Source organism: Collimonas sp., assembly GCF_035566555.1.
Taxonomy (GTDB): Bacteria; Pseudomonadota; Gammaproteobacteria; order Burkholderiales; family Burkholderiaceae_D; genus Collimonas.
Window position 1 is genome coordinate 1 of sequence record NZ_DATMRB010000021.1, and the last position, 17,180, is coordinate 17,180.

At 58.7% G+C, this 17,180-nt stretch carries 16 protein-coding genes and 1 pseudogene; 15 read left to right on the plus strand and 2 right to left on the minus strand.

The annotated features are described in order from the left end of the window. The 6 genes and pseudogenes from VNZ65_RS03415 to VNZ65_RS03440 all read left to right on the plus strand — a co-directional run. Positions 1-589, plus strand: a pseudogene (locus tag VNZ65_RS03415) (hypothetical protein); the annotation flags it as partial. 11 nt (positions 590-600) lie between these two features. After that, complete coding sequence (locus tag VNZ65_RS03420) at positions 601-2,079, plus strand: PLP-dependent aminotransferase family protein (RefSeq protein WP_325666089.1); 1,479 nt, start codon at positions 601-603, stop codon at positions 2,077-2,079. A gap of 284 nt (positions 2,080-2,363) precedes the next feature. Further along, a complete protein-coding gene (locus tag VNZ65_RS03425; protein ID WP_062119607.1) occupies positions 2,364-3,137 on the plus strand; it encodes a TorF family putative porin in 774 nt (257 codons plus the stop codon). A gap of 61 nt (positions 3,138-3,198) precedes the next feature. Next, on the plus strand, positions 3,199-3,537 hold the full coding sequence (locus VNZ65_RS03430; RefSeq protein ID WP_038493850.1) for a P-II family nitrogen regulator: 339 nt from the start codon (positions 3,199-3,201) through the stop codon (positions 3,535-3,537). 69 nt (positions 3,538-3,606) lie between these two features. After that, a complete protein-coding gene (locus tag VNZ65_RS03435) occupies positions 3,607-5,097 on the plus strand; it encodes an ammonium transporter (RefSeq protein WP_325666116.1) in 1,491 nt (496 codons plus the stop codon). A 163-nt stretch (positions 5,098-5,260) separates the two neighbouring features. Then, positions 5,261-5,809 carry a GNAT family N-acetyltransferase gene (locus VNZ65_RS03440; protein WP_325666093.1) on the plus strand — a complete coding sequence of 183 codons (549 nt, stop codon included), beginning with the start codon at positions 5,261-5,263 and terminating at the stop codon, positions 5,807-5,809. Positions 5,810-5,831: 22 nt separating this feature from the next. Here the strand turns inward: VNZ65_RS03440 and VNZ65_RS03445 are convergent, their stop codons facing one another. Next, the gene (locus VNZ65_RS03445) at positions 5,832-6,116 is read right to left on the minus strand and encodes a type II toxin-antitoxin system RelE/ParE family toxin (RefSeq protein WP_325666095.1); all 285 of its coding nucleotides are present in this window, start codon (positions 6,114-6,116) and stop codon (positions 5,832-5,834) included. Further along, a complete protein-coding gene (locus tag VNZ65_RS03450) occupies positions 6,113-6,406 on the minus strand; it encodes an antitoxin of toxin-antitoxin stability system (RefSeq protein WP_325666097.1) in 294 nt (97 codons plus the stop codon). The genes VNZ65_RS03445 and VNZ65_RS03450 overlap by 4 nt, the downstream gene beginning before the upstream one ends. A 424-nt stretch (positions 6,407-6,830) precedes the next feature. On the opposite strand from VNZ65_RS03450, the gene gshA reads away from it, so the two are divergent. From gshA to VNZ65_RS03495, 9 genes are all read left to right on the plus strand, one after another. After that, positions 6,831-8,129 carry a glutamate--cysteine ligase gene (gene gshA / locus VNZ65_RS03455; protein WP_325666099.1) on the plus strand — a complete coding sequence of 433 codons (1,299 nt, stop codon included), beginning with the start codon at positions 6,831-6,833 and terminating at the stop codon, positions 8,127-8,129. A gap of 70 nt (positions 8,130-8,199) precedes the next feature. Further along, positions 8,200-9,141, plus strand: a complete 942-nt coding sequence (gshB, locus tag VNZ65_RS03460; RefSeq protein WP_325666101.1) for a glutathione synthase — start codon at positions 8,200-8,202, stop codon at positions 9,139-9,141. A gap of 110 nt (positions 9,142-9,251) precedes the next feature. Continuing rightward, entirely contained in the window at positions 9,252-9,656 is a 405-nt protein-coding gene (locus VNZ65_RS03465; RefSeq protein WP_038493840.1) for a PTS sugar transporter subunit IIA, read from the plus strand. A 65-nt stretch (positions 9,657-9,721) separates the two neighbouring features. Further along, positions 9,722-9,991: an HPr family phosphocarrier protein gene (locus VNZ65_RS03470; RefSeq protein WP_325666104.1), complete on the plus strand. Its 270-nt coding sequence runs from the start codon at positions 9,722-9,724 to the stop codon at positions 9,989-9,991. Between the two features lie 65 nt (positions 9,992-10,056). Next, positions 10,057-11,811: a phosphoenolpyruvate--protein phosphotransferase gene (gene ptsP, locus VNZ65_RS03475; RefSeq protein WP_325666107.1), complete on the plus strand. Its 1,755-nt coding sequence runs from the start codon at positions 10,057-10,059 to the stop codon at positions 11,809-11,811. Between the two features lie 242 nt (positions 11,812-12,053). Next, positions 12,054-13,232, plus strand: coding sequence for a homoserine O-succinyltransferase MetX (gene metX / locus VNZ65_RS03480; protein WP_325666109.1), 1,179 nt, complete (start codon positions 12,054-12,056; stop codon positions 13,230-13,232). Further along, entirely contained in the window at positions 13,229-13,831 is a 603-nt protein-coding gene (gene metW / locus VNZ65_RS03485; protein WP_061945054.1) for a methionine biosynthesis protein MetW, read from the plus strand. Before metX ends, metW begins: the two co-directional genes overlap by 4 nt. A 91-nt stretch (positions 13,832-13,922) precedes the next feature. Then, positions 13,923-15,158 carry an AmpG family muropeptide MFS transporter gene (locus VNZ65_RS03490; RefSeq protein WP_325666112.1) on the plus strand — a complete coding sequence of 412 codons (1,236 nt, stop codon included), beginning with the start codon at positions 13,923-13,925 and terminating at the stop codon, positions 15,156-15,158. A gap of 186 nt (positions 15,159-15,344) precedes the next feature. Continuing rightward, positions 15,345-17,180 (plus strand): PrkA family serine protein kinase (locus VNZ65_RS03495; RefSeq protein ID WP_325666114.1); only part of this gene is annotated, 1,836 nt, incomplete at its 3' end.

Consider the following 17,180-nt stretch of genomic DNA (forward strand, 5'->3'; position numbering starts at 1 on the left):
CATGCAGACCTGGATGTGGGGCGAGCAGCATCCGGCATTCATGGATGCACTGATGCCGCTGGCCAGCGTGCCGACCCAGATTTCCGGCCGCAACCGGGTCTGGCGCCGCATCATCATCGACGCCATCCGCAACGATCCGGCCTGGCAGGGCGGCAATTACAGCAGCCAGCCGCCGAGCTTGCGCACCGCCGAGCAGATGCTGTTTTTCATGTCCAGCAATCCCTTGCTGCGGCAACAGCAGATGCCGGACCTGGCGCAGGCTGACCTGACTCTGGACGACGCCGTGGCGACGGCGTTGAAGAGCGCGGACGCCAACGATACGCTGTATTTCATGGACGCCTCGCGCGACTACGATCCCGGCCCGCTGCTGGAAAAAATCCGGGCCCCGCTGATCGCTATCAACTCCGCCGACGACCTGATCAATCCGCCGGAAATCGGCATTCTCGAACGCGACGTCAAACGCGTGCCTGGCGCGCGCATGGTGATGGTCAAGTTAAGCGACGCCACGCGCGGCCATGGCACTCATACCGTAGCGGCAGTCTGGAAACCTTGGCTGCGGGAATTGCTGACATCGACTCAGCGCAATTGATGGCGAAGCCTGTGCCGCCAGCGCCGGCCATGCATCTGGATGCGGCCGGCATTGCGCTCCACGGCGGCAAAGGCCTGGCCAAGCAGCTATGCCTGGCCTTGCGCCAGCGCATTCTGGCGACGCCCGACACTTACCGTATCAAGCTGCCAACCTCGCGCAACCTGGCGCTGGCTTTGAAGGTGTCGCGCAACACCGTGGTGCGTGCTTATGAACAGCTGTACGCCGAAGGCTATATCAGCAGCCGGGTCGGCGATGGCACATACGCCGATGGCTTGGCGACTTCGGCCGCGACCAGTCTGGCAGAGCCGGCCACAACTACACCGGCGATGCAGCTGTCGTCCATGCAGCAGCGCCTGAGCGGACACGGAGCGCGGCAGCGCCGCTTTGACGGGCCGCCGCGCGCCTTCCGGCTTGGCATTCCCGCTTACGACCTGTTTCCCAGCGCCATCTGGGCGCGCCTGCAAGGCAATTTCTGGCGCCATGCGCCGCTGGCACAGATGGGCTATGGCGACGCTGCCGGCAATCCCCGCCTGCGCGAGCTGATCGCGGCTTACCTGCGCCAGGCGCGCGGCCTGGCTTGCGAGCCGTCGCAAATCATGATCACCGCCGGCGCCCAGCATGGCATTGCCCTGTGCGCGCAGCTGTTGCTGGATGCCGGCGACAAGGTGCTGATGGAAAATCCTTGCTATCCGGCGGCGGCTTCCGCCCTGGCCTTGTCCGGCGCGCAGCTGGTCGGCATCGGGCTCGACCAGGATGGCATGGATACCAGCCAGCTGGCGCGGCATGGCGACTGCCGTCTGGCGTATGTCACGCCGTCGCACCAGTATCCGGTCGGCGTGACGCTGTCGCTGGCGCGGCGGCTGGAACTGCTGGCCTGGGCCGAACGTTGCGACAGCTGGATCATCGAGGACGATTATGACGGCGAATATCGTTATGACGGCACGCCGCTGGCGCCGCTGGCGGCGCTCGACCAAGGCGGACGCGTGCTGTATGTCGGCACCTTTTCGAAAATCGCCTTTCCCGGCCTGCGTCTCGGTTATCTGGTGCTGCCGCCCAAACTGATGCCGGCGCTCAACGCCTTGCGCGCCATGGGCGACCGTCACCCGCCGGCGGCAGACCAGGCTGTGATGGCCGAATTTATCGCCGCCGGCCATTTCCAGCGCCATATCCGCCGCATGCGGCGCGCCAGCCGTGGCCGCCGCGATGCCTTGCTGGCGGGCTGGGCACCGTTGTTTGGCGCGCAGCTGCCATTGCCCAGGGTCGCCGCCGGCCTGCACCTGAGCCTGTCCTTGAGCAGTCCGGACCAGGAAGTCGAATTGGTAGCCAAAGCCATTGCCGCGGGAGTGGAAATCAATCCGCTGAGCCGTTTCTGCCTTCCAGGCCAGGTAGTGAATCCCCTGCATCGGGCCGGCCTGGCGCTTGGCTTTGCCGGTGTGGATGAAGCGGCGATCAGCCATGCCTTGCGATTGCTGCAACAAGCCTGGCATTGATTTGTAGCTGACTACAAGATGTCATGTAGTTCAAGCGACGGGCTGATGCACCAGAATAATGCGTCGACAGATGTACGCTTCATTTTGGTGCGCTGCACTGCACAATATTTCTACACAAGAACGTCCCGAATTAACAGCCACTAAAAATCTGCAAATAAATCGCCCCATAACTGGTATTAAGTGGGCAAAAGGAAGCGTTGGAACAGTTGGCATGGGTTCTGCTCTGGAAAGTATGAAGAGTACTGATTTAGCGGTTTTCATTCAACATACCAACAGGGATTTCCATGAAAAAGCTGATTCTAGCCGCAGCAATAGCAGCAAGCTTTACCGCAGGTTTCGCGCATGCAGAGGATGCCAAGCCTGATAATGAAATCAGCTACAACATAGGCGCCGTCAACGATTACCGCTTCCGCGGCATTTCGCAAACCCGATTCGATCCTGCCGTGCAGGGCGGCGCCGACTACACCAATAATCCGACCGGCCTGTACGCCGGCACCTGGCTCTCTAACATCAAGTGGATCAAGGATGCGGTCGACAGCGCCAATACCGGCACCGGCGGCAAGGGACCGGTGGAATGGGATATCTACGGCGGCAAGCGCGGCGACCTGCCGGGCGGCTTCACTTATGACGTCGGCGGCCTGTACTACTACTACCCGACCAACAACTACAGCCAGATCGGCCGCAACGCCAACACCTTCGAACTGTATGGCCAGATCGGCTACGGACCGGCCTACTTCAAATACTCGCACGCGATGACCAATCTGTTCGGCACCATCGACAGCAAGAACAGCGCTTATTACGATGCGGGCGCCAATATCGATGTCGGCGCCGGCGTTACGCTCGGGCTGCATCTTGGCCATCAGACCGTGGAACACACCAGCTTCGCCAGCTATACCGACTGGAAGATCGGCGCCACCAAGACCTTTGACCAGCTCGCCGGCATTACCTTGGGACTGGCTTATGTCGGCACCGACGCCAAGGATGGCGCTTATGTCAGCCCGAGCGGCAAGAACCTGGGGCGCAACGGAGTGGTGTTTTCTGTAGCAAAAACTTTCTAAAAACGATAGTAGCGGCGGCAAGCGCTTCGCGCCGCCGTCTCACAAAACCAACGAGGCCGATATGAAACTGATTACAGCGATCATCAAACCATTTAAGCTCGACGAGGTGCGTGAAGCACTTTCGGCGATTGGCGTGCAAGGCATTACCGTGACCGAGGTAAAAGGTTTCGGCCGCCAGAAGGGCCACACGGAACTGTATCGCGGCGCTGAATATGTCGTCGACTTCCTGCCGAAGACAAAAATCGAAGCAGCGGTGGACGACAGCATCCTGGAACAGGCGGTAGAAGCGATCGAGACGGCGGCCCGTACCGGCAAGATCGGCGACGGCAAGATTTTTGTATTTGATCTGCAGGAAGTTATTCGTATTCGTACCGGTGAAACCGGCAAAGACGCAATCTAAGGGGATAAAAATATGAACAAAATATTGGCAACGATTTTAGCGTCTTGCGCGCTGATCGCGGCGACTTCGATGTTGCCGGCGTCCGCCGCTGACGAGGCCTCCGCTCCGGCAGCAAGCGCACCGGCCGCAGCCGTGGCATCCGCCAGCGCCGACGCTGCGGCGCCTGCGCCAGCACCGGCGGCAGTGGCTGCTCCAGCTCCGGCCGCCGCCACTGCTGCAGCGCCTGCCGCTGCAGCTCCCGCGGCGCCGGTGCCGAACAAGGGCGACACCGCCTGGCTGCTGGTCTGTACCGCATTCGTGATCCTGATGACCTTGCCAGGCCTGGGCCTGTTCTACGGCGGCCTGGTGCGCAGCAAGAACATGTTGTCGGTGCTGATGCAGTGCTTCACCGTGTTCTCGCTGATCATCGTGCTGTGGATACTCTACGGTTACAGTCTCGCATTCACTGAAGGCAATGCCTTCTTCGGTGGCTTCAGCCGCCTGTTCTTGCACGGTATGACGCCTGATTCGGTGGCGGCTACCTTCAGCAAGGGCGTAGTGGTGCCAGAGTTCGCCTACGTCGTGTTCCAGGGCGCGTTTGCCGCGATTACCTGTGCCCTGATAATCGGCGCCTTTGCCGAACGCGCCAAGTTCTCGGCGATCCTGGTGTTCACCGTGTTGTGGTTCACTTTCGCTTACCTGCCGATGGCGCACATGGTCTGGTTCTGGCCTGGTCCGGATGGTTTTGTCGATGCTGCTTCCGCAGAAAAACTGACTGCAACCGGCGGCTGGCTGTTCCAGAAGGGCGCGCTGGATTTCGCCGGCGGCACCGTGGTGCACATCAATGCCGCTATCGCCGGCCTGGTTGGTTCCTATGTGATCGGCAAGCGCGTCGGTTTCGGCAAGGAAGCATTCAAGCCGCATAGCCTGACCCTGACCATGGTCGGCGCCTCGCTGCTGTGGTTCGGCTGGTTCGGCTTCAACGCCGGTTCGGCGCTGGAAGCCAACGGCAGCGCTGCGCTGGCCTTCATCAATACCTTGCTGGCGACTGCTGCCGCGGTGCTGAGCTGGAGTGCAGGCGAATGGATCGGCAAGGGCAAGCCTTCGATGCTGGGTGGCGCATCCGGTGCGGTGGCCGGCCTGGTGGCGATTACGCCTGCAGCCGGTTTCGTTGGCCCGATGGGCGCTCTGATCATGGGCTTGCTGGCTGGTTTCGTTTGCCTGTGGGGTGTGACTGGCCTGAAGCGCTTGCTGGGCGCAGACGATGCGCTGGACGTCTTCGGCGTGCATGGCGTCGGCGGCATCATGGGTGCGCTGCTCACTGGCGTGTTCGCGGCGCCTAGCCTTGGCGGCACAGGCATCTATGACTACGTCACCAATGCGGTCTTGCCAGATTATTCGATCCCCGGCCAGCTGTGGATCCAGTTCGAGGGCGTGCTGACCACGCTGGTCTGGTCCGGCGTGGTATCGCTGATTGCATTCAAACTGGTCGATATTGTCATGGGCTTGCGTGTGACGGAAGAAGAAGAACGCGAAGGCCTGGATATCTCCAGCCATGGCGAATCTGCTTACCATGATTGAGATGTGTGATTAAGACGTTAAGGTCAAGTCTTGTCTGATCTGGCCGGATAGCAGAATAGCGCTATCCGGCGCTTCGATCGGCGTCTTGCACAATCCCGGGTCGATTGCCATCGCCTGGGATTTTTTGTTTGCAGTCCAAGAGCAGCAGATTCAGGAGATTTCCATGGACCCGACTATCACCCCGCAACGCCTGAGCGCCTGTACCGTGGAAGACGTCAGGGCCGACCAGTTCGATCGCGTGGTGGGGCCGCTGACCGATATCCTGATGGCTTGCGTGGAGCAGGGCGCCAGTGTCGGCTTCGTCGATACGCCGGCCGCCGAGGACGCGTTTTCGTTCTGGTACGGCGTCAGCGGTTCGCTGGTGAGCGGCGGCCGCCGGCTGCTGGTGGCGCGCTTTGCCGGCGCAGTTGTCGGCACCGTGCAGATCGTGCTGGCCACGCCTGCCAATGGTCATCATCGCGCCGAAATTTCCAAGTTGCTGGTGCATCCTGATGCGAGACGCAAGGGAGTGGCGCGCCTGTTAATGCAGCAGGCCGAGGCGATCGCCCGGGCCGATGGCCGTTCCTTGCTGATCCTCGACACCCGCACCGGCGATGCCGCCGAGTCCTTGTACAGTTCCATGGGGTTTGCGCTGGCTGGCGTTATTCCTGACTATGCGCGTTCGACCGCGGGAAAGCTGACCGATACAAGTTTCATGTACAAGCAAATTTAAGCCCGAGCAGGTCCGCACGGATTCAAGGCTGGGCCGGCGGCCACTGTCGCGCGGTATGCACCAGCGCCAGAATCCACACATTTTCATCCACGATTTCGTACAGCAAGCGGTAATGTTCATGCAGGATCAGCTCGCGGGTGCCGGGAATGCTGCCGGCCTTCCCAGAGAACGGGAACTGCATCAGATTCATGGCGGCCCGGCTGAACCGTTCATCCATCCGGATGGCCGCTGACAAATCCTGTTCTGCAAGGAAATCCAGGATATCGCTACGGTCTTGCTCCGCTGCGCATACCCAATGGACATTCACCCCTTGCTCTCGCCTGCTTTATCCAGCAACGCCATGCGGCGCTGAGCGAAACCAGCCTCCACTTCGTCGTTTGAGCGGCTGCGCCCGGCTTGCATGTCCGCGCGGGCAGTCTCGACCTTGCGCTGCAGGAAGGCGTCATATTCCCGTGCTTCCGTCTGACGCTGGATGAAATCGCGCATGAATTCGCGCACGATTTGCGACGCCGGCCGATGCGCTGCCGCGGCTTCGGCCATGAACCTGTCGCGTAGTTCTGATTCGATCTTCATCGTGAAAACGGCCTCTTTAGTCATGACAAATTCCAGTTATGTAATCACAAGGTATATACCTTATCACTACTTTTATGGAAATTGCCTGGTGTTGTAAAAATACTGCTGGGTTGAACAAAGCGTGGTGCATATAAAATGACATACACGTCTTGCATTGTGTGTAAGACAATTCTTGTCTGCTGCAGATTTAATGCAAAGCAGGACATTCCATTGCGCTTTTTGTCAATCGGAGGGCTTTAAAAATCCAGCAGTGGCCCGATGTAAACTGGGCTAATCGGCCTCATCGGCCAGCCATCACGCCATTTACGCAACATTGCGGCGGCTGACCGGCGAAATAACGCATTTCCCGTTAGAATCGGCGGCTGGTCACGGAAGTCCTGAAACAGGATTTTTGGACTGGCTGCAACGCATTTGCACACGCTATATCGTTTCCAAAAGAAAGTTTTATATGGTTCCGCACCTTGTCACGGCCCTGAATGGTCCATTGCTCGATCTAGAAAAGAAAATCCTCGCAGCTACCCCGGCTATCGAGCGCTGGTTCCGGATGGAGTGGCAGGAGCACACGCCGCCGTTCTATTGCTCGGTCGACCTGCGCAATTCAGGCTACAAGCTGGCTCCGGTGGACACCAACCTGTTCCCGGGCGGCTTCAGCAATCTTTCCCCGGAGATGCTGCCGCTGGCGATACAGGCGGCCATGGCCGCCATTGAAAAATATTGTCCGGACGCCAAGAATCTGTTGCTGCTGCCGGAACTGAACACGCGCAATACTTTCTATCTGCAAAATGTCGCGCGGCTGATGCAGGTGTTCCGCCAGACCGGCCTGCACGTGCGGCTCGGCTCATTGGCAGGTGACATCAAGGAACCGCAAACCATCGAACTGCCGGATGGCAGCACCATCACGCTGGAGCCGCTGGAGCGCTCCGCCAATGGCCGCCGCCTGGGACTGAAGAACTTCGATCCCTGCACCATTTTGCTGAACAACGACCTGTCGTCCGGCACACCGTCGATACTGGAAAACCTGAACGAGCAGAATGTCTTGCCGCCGCTGCATGCCGGCTGGACCGTGCGTCGCAAGAGCAACCATTTCACGGCTTACGATGAAGTGGTGAAGAAATTCGCCAAGCTGATCGACGTCGATCCGTGGATGCTGAATCCGTTTTTCGCCAAGGTCGACCAGGTCGATTTCCAGGCTACCGACGGAGACGACAAGCTGGCTGCCAGCGTCAGTTCGCTGCTGGCCAAGATCCGCAAGAAATACAAGGAGTACGGCATCACGGAAAAGCCGTTCGTGATCGTCAAGGCCGATGCCGGCACCGACGACATGGGCGTGATGAGCGTGACCGATGTCAGCCAGATCAAGGAACTGAGCCGCAAGCAGCGCGAGAAGCTGTCGCTCGGCAAAACCGGCGGCGAGATCCATGACCTGATCATCCAGGAAGGCGTGCATACGTTTGAACACATCAACGACGCCGTAGCGGAGCCGGTGGTGTACATGATCGACCGTTATGTTGTCGGTGGCTTTTACCGTGTACACGCGGAGCGCGGCATCAATGAAAACCTGAACGCGCCGGGCGCCCACTTTGTGCCCTTGGCGTTTGCCCAGCAGCACGCCTTGCCGGACATGCTGGCCAAGCCGGGCACGACCGCGCCGAACCGCTTCTATATGTACGGCGTGGTAGCGCGCCTCGGTCTGCTGGCGGCTTCGCTGGAGATGGAAAAGACCGATCCGAACCCAGAGGAATATTAATTTTACTTATTATTCTGTCCTCAACTGACTAGATTAAACGGTTAAATTGTAAAGAAAAACAGGACAAAACATGAAAATCGCTTTCCTCGCCGATCCGCTCAGCACCTTCAAGACGTATAAGGATTCGACTTACGCCATGATGGTGGAAGCGGTCAAACGCGGCCATACAATCTATGCCTTCGAGCAAAAGGACATGGCGCTGGAAAGCGGCATCGTGACGGCCAATGTGATCAAGGTGACCCTCACCGGAGATGACAAGGACTGGTTCCGTGCCAGTGCGCCGGCCGCCATGTTCCTGTCGGAATTCGATGCGATCCTGCTGCGCAAGGACCCGCCTTTCGACATGGAATACATCTATACCACCTACCTGCTGGAACTGGCCGAAACCCAGGGAGCGCGCGTCTTCAACAAGCCGCAGGCCATCCGCGACCATAACGAGAAGCTGGCCATTGCGCAGTTCTCGAAATACACCTCGCCGACCCTGGTGACGCGCGACGCGGCGCGCTTGCGCGCCTTCCACGAAGAACACCAGGATGTGATCCTGAAGCCACTCGACGGCATGGGCGGCACCGGGATCTTCCGCGTGCGGCAAGACGGCCTGAACCTGGGTTCCATCATTGAAACCCTGACCGACAACGGTCAGCGCACCATCATGATCCAGCGTTTCATTCCTGAGATTGTCGCCGGCGACAAGCGGGTGCTGGTGATTGGCGGTAAAGTGGTGCCGTTTTCGCTGGCGCGCATCCCGCAAGGCAGCGAAGTGCGCGGCAACCTGGCGGCCGGCGGCATCGGCGTGGCCCAGCCGCTGACTGCGCGCGACCGCGAGATCGGCGAAGCACTTGGGCCGGTGCTGGCACAGCGCGGCTTGTTACTGGTAGGATTAGATGTGATCGGCGACTATCTGACCGAGGTCAACGTCACCAGCCCAACTTGCTTCCAGGAAATTAAGCAGCAGGCCGGTTTCGATGTTGCCGAGATGTTCATTGATGCGCTGGAAGCAGCCCTGGCTTAAGCCAGGCAGAAAATTTTTCGTCAGCGCCGGCAGCTTGCCGGCGCGTTGTAAGTGTTGCAGTAAAACCGTTGTAAACCGGGATAGTCCGCGCTGCGGATTCGAGTGAAATTATGATTGGCATTCTTCTTTTAACCCACGCCCCGCTGGGCCAGGCATTCATTGCAGCTGCCTCTCACGTGTTTCGTCATACGCCGGAAAGGCTGGAAGCGATCGACGTGATCGCCGACCAGAATCCGGCGGAAGTGCAAAAACTCGCCAAGCAGGCTGCTGCCCGCCTGGACGACGGCTCCGGCGTGCTGGTGATTACCGACGTCATGGGCGGTACGCCCTCCAACTGCACACTGCCGTTTTGCAGCGGCGCCCAGACCCAGGTGATTGCCGGCATCAGCTTGCCGATGCTGCTGCGCGCCCTGACTTACCGCAACGATACGCTCGACGTGGTGACTGAAATGGCGCTGGCGGGTGGACAGGGCGGGGCGGTCAGGGTGGATAACCGGGTGCGCGTATCACATTGACAACAGATGGCCGGAACCGTTTTACGCCTCGTTAGAGCTGATAGTTAACACTAATAAAAGACAAAATGATTCAACAGGAAATCGACATTATCAACAAACTTGGCTTGCATGCACGTGCATCAGCCAAATTTACCCAACTGGCCAGCAAGTTCAAATGTGAAGTCTGGATGACACGCAACAAACGCCGCGTCAACGCCAAATCCATCATGGGCGTAATGATGCTGGCGGCCGGCAAAGGCAGCACGATCTTGCTGGAAGCCGACGGCGAGGATGAAAAAGCCTGTTTTGATGCCTTAAACCAGTTAATTCAGGATAAGTTTGGCGAAGGCGAGTAAAGCCCGCCTGTCGACTGACCCGGTTCCGCATTTATCTTTACCTATTCTTATACAGCGGTGACCAGATGGCATCCTTTACCCTACACGGCATTCCGGTTTCGCGCGGCATCGCGATCGGCCGCGCACATCTGCTGGCGCCGGCGGCCATGGACGTCAAGCATTACCTGATCGGCGAAACCGAGGTCGAAGCCGAAGTCCAGCGGCTGCAGAATGCGGTCACCACCGTGCGCACCGAACTGCAGACCATCCGCAACGATTTGCCAAAAGAGTCGCCGCCCGAGCTGGGCGCCTTTGTCGACGTCCACCTACTGATCCTGTCCGATCCGATGCTGGCCGAGATGTCGCTCGATATCATCCGCAACCGCCAGTACAACGCCGAATGGGCGCTGGTGACCCAGATCGACGAGCTGTCGACCCAGTTCGATGAAATCGAAGACCCCTATCTGCGTGAACGCAAGATGGATGTGCTGCAGGTCGGCGAGCGTTTGCTGAAAGTCTTGACCGGCACCTCCACCCGGCTGCCCGAAGTCGACAGCGACGGCGCTTCGTTCGCCAATATCGTGGTGGTGGCTTACGATATTTCTCCGGCCGACATGCTGCAGTTCCGCGACCGCGCCTTCGCCGGTTTCGTCACCGATCTCGGCGGCCAGAATTCGCATACCGCGATCGTCGCCCGCAGCCTGGATATTCCGGCCGCTGTCGGCATGAACAATGCCTCGCGCCTGATCAAGCAAGATGACTGGATCATCATCGACGGCGACGCCGGCGTGGTGATCGTCGACCCGGCCACGGTGATACTCAAGCAATACCGCGAGCGCCAGGCGCATCTGCTGCGTTCGCGCAGAAAGCTCGGCAAGATCAAGAAAACCCGCGCCATAACGCTGGACGGCACCGAAATCACGCTGCTGGCCAACATCGAGCTGCCGAGCGACTGCGCGGCGGCCATGGAATCCGGCGCCAACGGCGTCGGCCTGTTCCGTTCGGAATTCCTGTTCATGGGCCGCATAGGCACGCAACATACCTTGCCGACCGAAGACGAGCAGTTCGAATCGTACCGCCAGGCAGTGATGGCGATGAAGGGGCGGCCGGTGACTATCCGCACGCTCGACGTCGGCGCCGACAAGCCGCTCAACAACGACGAGCAGACCGCCCTCAATCCGGCGCTGGGTTTGCGCGCCATTCGCTACTGCCTTGCTGAGCCGCAACTGTTTTTGACGCAGTTACGAGCGATCTTGCGTGCGTCCGCCTTCGGCCAGGTCAAGCTGCTGATCCCGATGCTGGCGCATGCGTTTGAAATCGACCAGACCCTGGCCATCATCGAGCAGGCCAAGCAGCAGCTGCGCGATGACGGCGTCAAATTCGACGAAGCCATCAAGATCGGCGCCATGATCGAGATCCCGGCGGCGGCGCTGGCCTTGCCGATGTTTATCAAGCGCATGGATTTTTTGTCAATTGGCACCAATGACCTGATCCAGTACACCTTGGCCATCGACCGCGTCGACCACGAGGTAGCACACCTGTACAACCCGCTCCATCCGGCCGTCCTGTTCTTGCTGTCGACCGTGATTGCGCTCGGCCGCAAGGCCGGCATCCCGGTTTCGGTCTGCGGCGAAATGGCGGGCGACGTCAAATTCACGCGTTTGCTGCTTGGCATGGGCTTGCTTGAGTTTTCCATGCATCCGGCGCAATTGCTGGCGGTCAAGCAGGAAGTGTTGAACAGCGACCTCGACGGCCTGACGCTGCAAACCAAGAAAATCCTGCGCAACACCGAACCCAGCGCGATTGCCACCGCGGTCAGTCAGATGCGGATGATGGCTTAGTGGAGTGACAATGTAGCCATCGTTTGACGTCAAGCCCCGACTTGGTTATTCTTGTCCTATCGCGCCGATTTGAATGGTTTCACCACCTCAGCTTGCGGGCGCGCGGCATCACCTGGTTTCCGGACCGGGAGATGCTAAACAAATACGGCTAAAGCGAGCTTGAAGTACAAGCCCTGAATTTAGCCCGATTAGCGAAAGCTCTCGGGCTTTTTTTATTTCCAAACAACTCACGCGTATTGACCATGTCCCAAGGAATAGTTGCTCCGCAGTCCATGCATTTCGCGACGCCGCTGCAATTGCAAAGCGGCGCGCTGCTGGCGGATTACACGCTGGTGTACGAAACCTATGGTGCCCTGAACGCCGATAAATCGAATGCGGTGCTGGTCTGCCATGCGCTGAACGCCTCGCACCACGTCGCCGGCATCTACCAAGGCGATGAAAAGAACGTCGGCTGGTGGGACAACATGGTAGGGCCAGGCAAGGCGCTCGACACCAATAAGTTCTTTGTCATCGGCGTCAACAACCTCGGTTCCTGTTTCGGTTCTACCGGGCCGATGCATATCAACGCCGCCACTGGCAAGCCCTACGGCGCCGAATTCCCGGTGGTGACGGTGGAAGACTGGGTGCAGGCCCAGGCGCGCCTGGCGGATGCGCTCGGGATCGTGCAGTTCGCCGCGGTGATGGGCGGCTCGCTGGGCGGCATGCAGGCGCTGGCCTGGAGCCTGCTGTACCCGACCCGTCTGCGCCATTGCGTGGTGATTGCCTCGACGCCGAAGCTGTCGGCGCAAAACATTGCTTTCAACGACGTCGCGCGGCAGGCGATCCTGACCGATCCCGGTTTCCATGGCGGCGATTACTACGCGCACGGCGTGGTGCCCAAGAACGGCTTGCGGGTGGCGCGCATGGTTGGCCACATCACTTATCTGTCGGATGACGACATGGCGGAGAAGTTCGGCCGCGACCTGCGCTCCGGCGCCTACCAGTTCGGCTTCGGCATCGATTTTGAAATCGAATCCTACCTGCGCTACCAGGGCGACAAATTTTCCGAATACTTTGACGCCAACACCTATCTGCTGATCACCAAGGCGCTCGATTATTTCGATCCGGCCAAGGAATTCGGCGGCGACCTGACCCAGGCGCTGAGCCGCACCCAGGCGCAGTTCCTGCTGGTCTCGTTCATGACCGACTGGCGTTTTTCGCCGGAGCGCAGCCGCGAAATCGTGCAGGCGCTGGTCAACAACAAGCGCCGCGTCAGCTATGCCGAGATCGACGCGCCGCACGGCCATGATGCCTTTTTGCTGGACGATGCGCGCTACATGAGCGTGGTAGGCGAATATTACAACCGCATCTGGCAAGAGGTTGGCCAGCTGCCGGTAAGCGTATCGACAGCAACGACAGAAGTGGCGGGAGCCGTACAATGAATTTTGAACAATTAAGCAGCCTGCGCCCGGACCTGGCGTTTATCGCACATTGGGTGCGCGGCGACTCGCAGGTGCTCGACCTCGGTTGCGGCGACGGCGTCATGCTCGACTATCTGCAGTCCGATAAACAGTGCGCCGGCTACGGCGTCGAGATCGACGACGCCAAGATCCCGGCCTGCGTGGCGCGCGGCGTGTCGGTGATCCAGCAAGACATGGAAGCCGGACTCAACCTGTTCGCCGACAATGCTTTCGACACCGTGCTCTGCCTGTCGGCCCTGCAAATGATGAAAAACGTGGAAGGCGTCTTGCGCGACATCGCCCGCGTCGGCCGCGAAGCGATTGTCTCTTTCCCCAATTTCGCCTATTGGCCGCACCGGGTAGCGCTGCTGCGCGGCCGCATGCCAGTGTCGAAATCGCTGCCATATGAATGGTATGACACCCCCAACCTGCGTTGCGCCACCATCAAGGATTTTGAAGAACTGGCGAACGAAGTTGGCTTGGAAGTGCTCGAATGCGTAGCCTTGCACGACGGCCAGCCGATCTCGGTGCTGCCCAACTGGCGTGGTAGTCTTGCGGTATTCCGCTTTCGCAAGAAATAAACCCGTAAAAAATAAGGGGATATTGCTGCCGCCCACGGCTTGAACCCGGGGCGGCGCGATTCCCGCAACTCCCGCCGCCGCGGGCGCATCTATGACCCCAGTTTCAAATCCCTGGCATCACTATCTCAACCGGCGCATGCTGATCTGCGCCTTTCTCGGCTTCACTTCCGGCTTGCCGCTGTTCATCCTGATCAGCTTGCTGCAAGCCTGGCTCAGTAAATCCGGCCTGAATGTCAAGTCGCTGGGATTATTTGCGCTGGTGATGTTTCCCTACACCTGGAAGTTCGTCTGGTCGCCGCTGATGGACCGCTTCCATTTCGGCAAACTTGGCCGCAGGCGCAGCTGGATGCTGCTGACCCAGGTAGTGCTGTTCTTCGCCATTGGCGGCATGGGCATGCTGGACCCGCATACGCAGGTGGCGGCAATTGCCTTGATGGCGTCGCTGGTGGCGTTCCTGTCGGCCAGCCAGGATATTGTGATCGATGCCTATCGGCGCGAAATCCTGCCGGACAGCGAGCAGGGACTGGGCGCCGCGATCAGTGTCAACGCCTACAAGGTGGCCGGCATGGTGCCGGGCGCCTTGTCGCTGCTCCTGGCGGACCACATGAGCTGGCAGGCAGTGTTCTGGGTCACGGCCGGCTTCATGCTGCCAGGGCTGATCTGCACCTTGCTGATCAAGGAACCAACGGTATACGGCTCGCCGCCAAAGAATTTGCGGCAAGCCGTAGTCTTGCCGTTCCAGGAATTCATTACCAGGGACGGCTGGCGCAGCGCATTGTGGATACTGGCTTTCATTTTCCTGTACAAGCTCGGTGACAGCATGGCTACCGCGCTTGCTACAAAATTTTATATTGATCTGGGGTTTTCGCTGACCCAGATCGGCCTGATTTCCAAGACTACCAGCTTGTGGGCAAGCCTGGTCGGCGGGCTGGTCGGTGGTATCTGGATGGTGCAGATCGGGATCAATCGCGCATTGTGGATTTTTGGCGTGGTGCAGGCGGTGACCATCCTCGGATTCGCCTGGCTGGCGCAGGTGGGACCCGATCCGGTGGTGCTGGCCATCGTGATCGGCGGCGAAGCTTTCGGCGTCGGCGTCGGCACAGCTGCTTTCGTCGCGTTTATCGCGCGCACCACCGATCCCCGCTATACGGCAACCCAATACGCTCTGTTCACCAGCCTTGCTGCGGTGCCGCGCACCTTTGTCAATTCTTCGGTTGGGTACATCGTGGCGGAAACCGGCTGGTTCCATTTCTTTATTTTGTGTTTCATACTGGCGCTGCCGGGAATGTTGATCCTGTTCAAGGTCGCGCCTTGGAATCAGAAGTAAGTCAGGAAAAAAGAGAAAATCCTGTTGCATCTTAGAAAAAGGATTAGAATCAAATCGTGTAATCCTCTTCTGGGCTGAGTCGAAAATGACAGTAGCCGATCAAGGAACTGCGAGTATCCGGAGAGGTCGAACTTCAGAGACGTAATCTTCAATTTGTTTTCGCAACATCGTTGATGCGGGGGTGATATGGATATCTACAGCAGCTTTGCAAGTCGGTTCGACAAAACCAGAGAAGAAGAATTTTCCCTAGAAGAATATCTAGCACTTTGTAAGACCGATCCCAGCGGTTACGCAACCGCCGGCGAACGCATGCTGATGGCGATAGGCGAACCACAACAGGTCGACACACGCCACGACCCTTCCTTGTCGCGGATCTTCGCCAACAAGGTGCTCAAGGTTTATCCCGCCTTCAAGGAATTCTACGGCGCCGAAGAAGTGATCGAACAAGTGGTCGCTTATTTCCGGCACGCCGCGCAAGGCCTGGAAGAACGCAAACAGATTCTCTATCTGCTGGGTCCGGTCGGCGGCGGCAAATCGTCCATCGCCGAACGCCTCAAGCAACTGATGGAACATGTGCCTTTCTATTCCCTCAAGGGATCGCCGGTCAACGAATCGCCGCTGGGCCTGTTCGATTACGAGGAAGACGGCGCCATCCTGGAGGAACAATACGGCATTCCGCGCCGTTACCTGAAATCCATCCTGAGTCCGTGGGCAGTCAAGCGGCTGCACGAATTCAACGGCGACATCCGCAAATTCCGCGTGGTGAAGCGCTATCCGTCGATCCTGCGGCAGATCGCCATTTCCAAGACCGAACCAGGCGACGAAAACAACCAGGACATCTCCACGCTGGTCGGCAAGGTCGATATCCGCAAGCTGGAGCAGTATTCGCAGGACGATGCCGACGCCTACAGTTATTCCGGTGGACTGTGCCTGTCGAACCAGGGCTTGCTCGAATTCGTTGAAATGTTCAAGGCGCCGATCAAGGTGCTGCATCCTCTGCTGACCGCGACCCAGGAAGGCAACTTCAAGGGCACCGAAGGTTTCGGCGCGATTCCTTTCGACGGCATTATCCTGGCCCACTCCAACGAGTCGGAATGGAAAGCCTTCCGCAACAACAAGAATAACGAAGCATTGCTGGATCGTATCTATATAGTCAAAGTGCCGTATTGCCTGCGGGTGTCGGAAGAAATCAAGATCTACGAAAAGCTGATCCGCACTTCTTCGCTGGGAAAAGCAATCTGCGCTCCGGGCACCTTGAAGATGATGGCGCAGTTCTCGATACTGACGCGTCTGGGCGAACCCGAGAATTCCAGCATTTTCTCGAAAATGCAGGTGTATGACGGCGACAACCTGAAAGACAGCGATCCCAAGGCCAAGTCTTTCCAGGAGTATCGCGACTATGCCGGCGTCGATGAAGGCATGAACGGCGTCTCGACCCGCTTTGCCTTCAAGATATTGTCGCGTGTGTTCAATTTCGATTCGACCGAAGTGGCGGCCAATCCGGTGCACCTGATGTATGTGCTGGAACAGCAGATCGAGCGCGAGCAGTTCCCGCAAGAGCTGGAGCAGAAATACCTGTCCTACGTCAAGGATACGCTGGCGACGCGCTACGCTGAGTTTATCGGCAAGGAGATCCAGACCGCCTACCTGGAATCGTATTCCGAATACGGCCAGAACGTCTTCGATCGCTACGTGACGTATGCCGACTTCTGGATCCAGGACCAGGAATTCCGTGACCACGATACCGGCGAGAGCTTTGATCGGGCAGCACTGAACGGCGAACTGGAAAAGATCGAGAAGCCGGCAGGCATCAGCAATCCGAAGGACTTCCGTAACGAAATCGTGAATTTCGTGCTGCGGGCGCGGGTTTCCAACGCCGGCAAGAATCCGCTCTGGACCAGTTATGAAAAGCTGCGGGTGGTGATCGAGAAGAAAATGTTCTCGAATACCGAAGACCTGCTGCCGGTCATCTCATTCAACGCCAAAGGTTCAAACGAAGAATTGCGCAAGCACGAAGATTTC

Coding starts and splice junctions, on each gene's coding strand:
- VNZ65_RS03490 (WP_325666112.1), top strand. CDS start 13,923: ATGACCCCAGTTTCAAATCCCTGGCATCACTATCTCAACCGGCGCATG.
- gshB (WP_325666101.1), top strand. CDS start 8,200: ATGAAAATCGCTTTCCTCGCCGATCCGCTCAGCACCTTCAAGACGTAT.
- VNZ65_RS03450 (WP_325666097.1), bottom strand. CDS start 6,406: ATGACTAAAGAGGCCGTTTTCACGATGAAGATCGAATCAGAACTACGC.
- gshA (WP_325666099.1), top strand. CDS start 6,831: ATGGTTCCGCACCTTGTCACGGCCCTGAATGGTCCATTGCTCGATCTA.
- metX (WP_325666109.1), top strand. CDS start 12,054: ATGTCCCAAGGAATAGTTGCTCCGCAGTCCATGCATTTCGCGACGCCG.
- VNZ65_RS03470 (WP_325666104.1), top strand. CDS start 9,722: ATGATTCAACAGGAAATCGACATTATCAACAAACTTGGCTTGCATGCA.
- VNZ65_RS03440 (WP_325666093.1), top strand. CDS start 5,261: ATGGACCCGACTATCACCCCGCAACGCCTGAGCGCCTGTACCGTGGAA.
- VNZ65_RS03465 (WP_038493840.1), top strand. CDS start 9,252: ATGATTGGCATTCTTCTTTTAACCCACGCCCCGCTGGGCCAGGCATTC.
- metW (WP_061945054.1), top strand. CDS start 13,229: ATGAATTTTGAACAATTAAGCAGCCTGCGCCCGGACCTGGCGTTTATC.
- VNZ65_RS03425 (WP_062119607.1), top strand. CDS start 2,364: ATGAAAAAGCTGATTCTAGCCGCAGCAATAGCAGCAAGCTTTACCGCA.
- VNZ65_RS03435 (WP_325666116.1), top strand. CDS start 3,607: ATGTTGCCGGCGTCCGCCGCTGACGAGGCCTCCGCTCCGGCAGCAAGC.
- VNZ65_RS03430 (WP_038493850.1), top strand. CDS start 3,199: ATGAAACTGATTACAGCGATCATCAAACCATTTAAGCTCGACGAGGTG.
- ptsP (WP_325666107.1), top strand. CDS start 10,057: ATGGCATCCTTTACCCTACACGGCATTCCGGTTTCGCGCGGCATCGCG.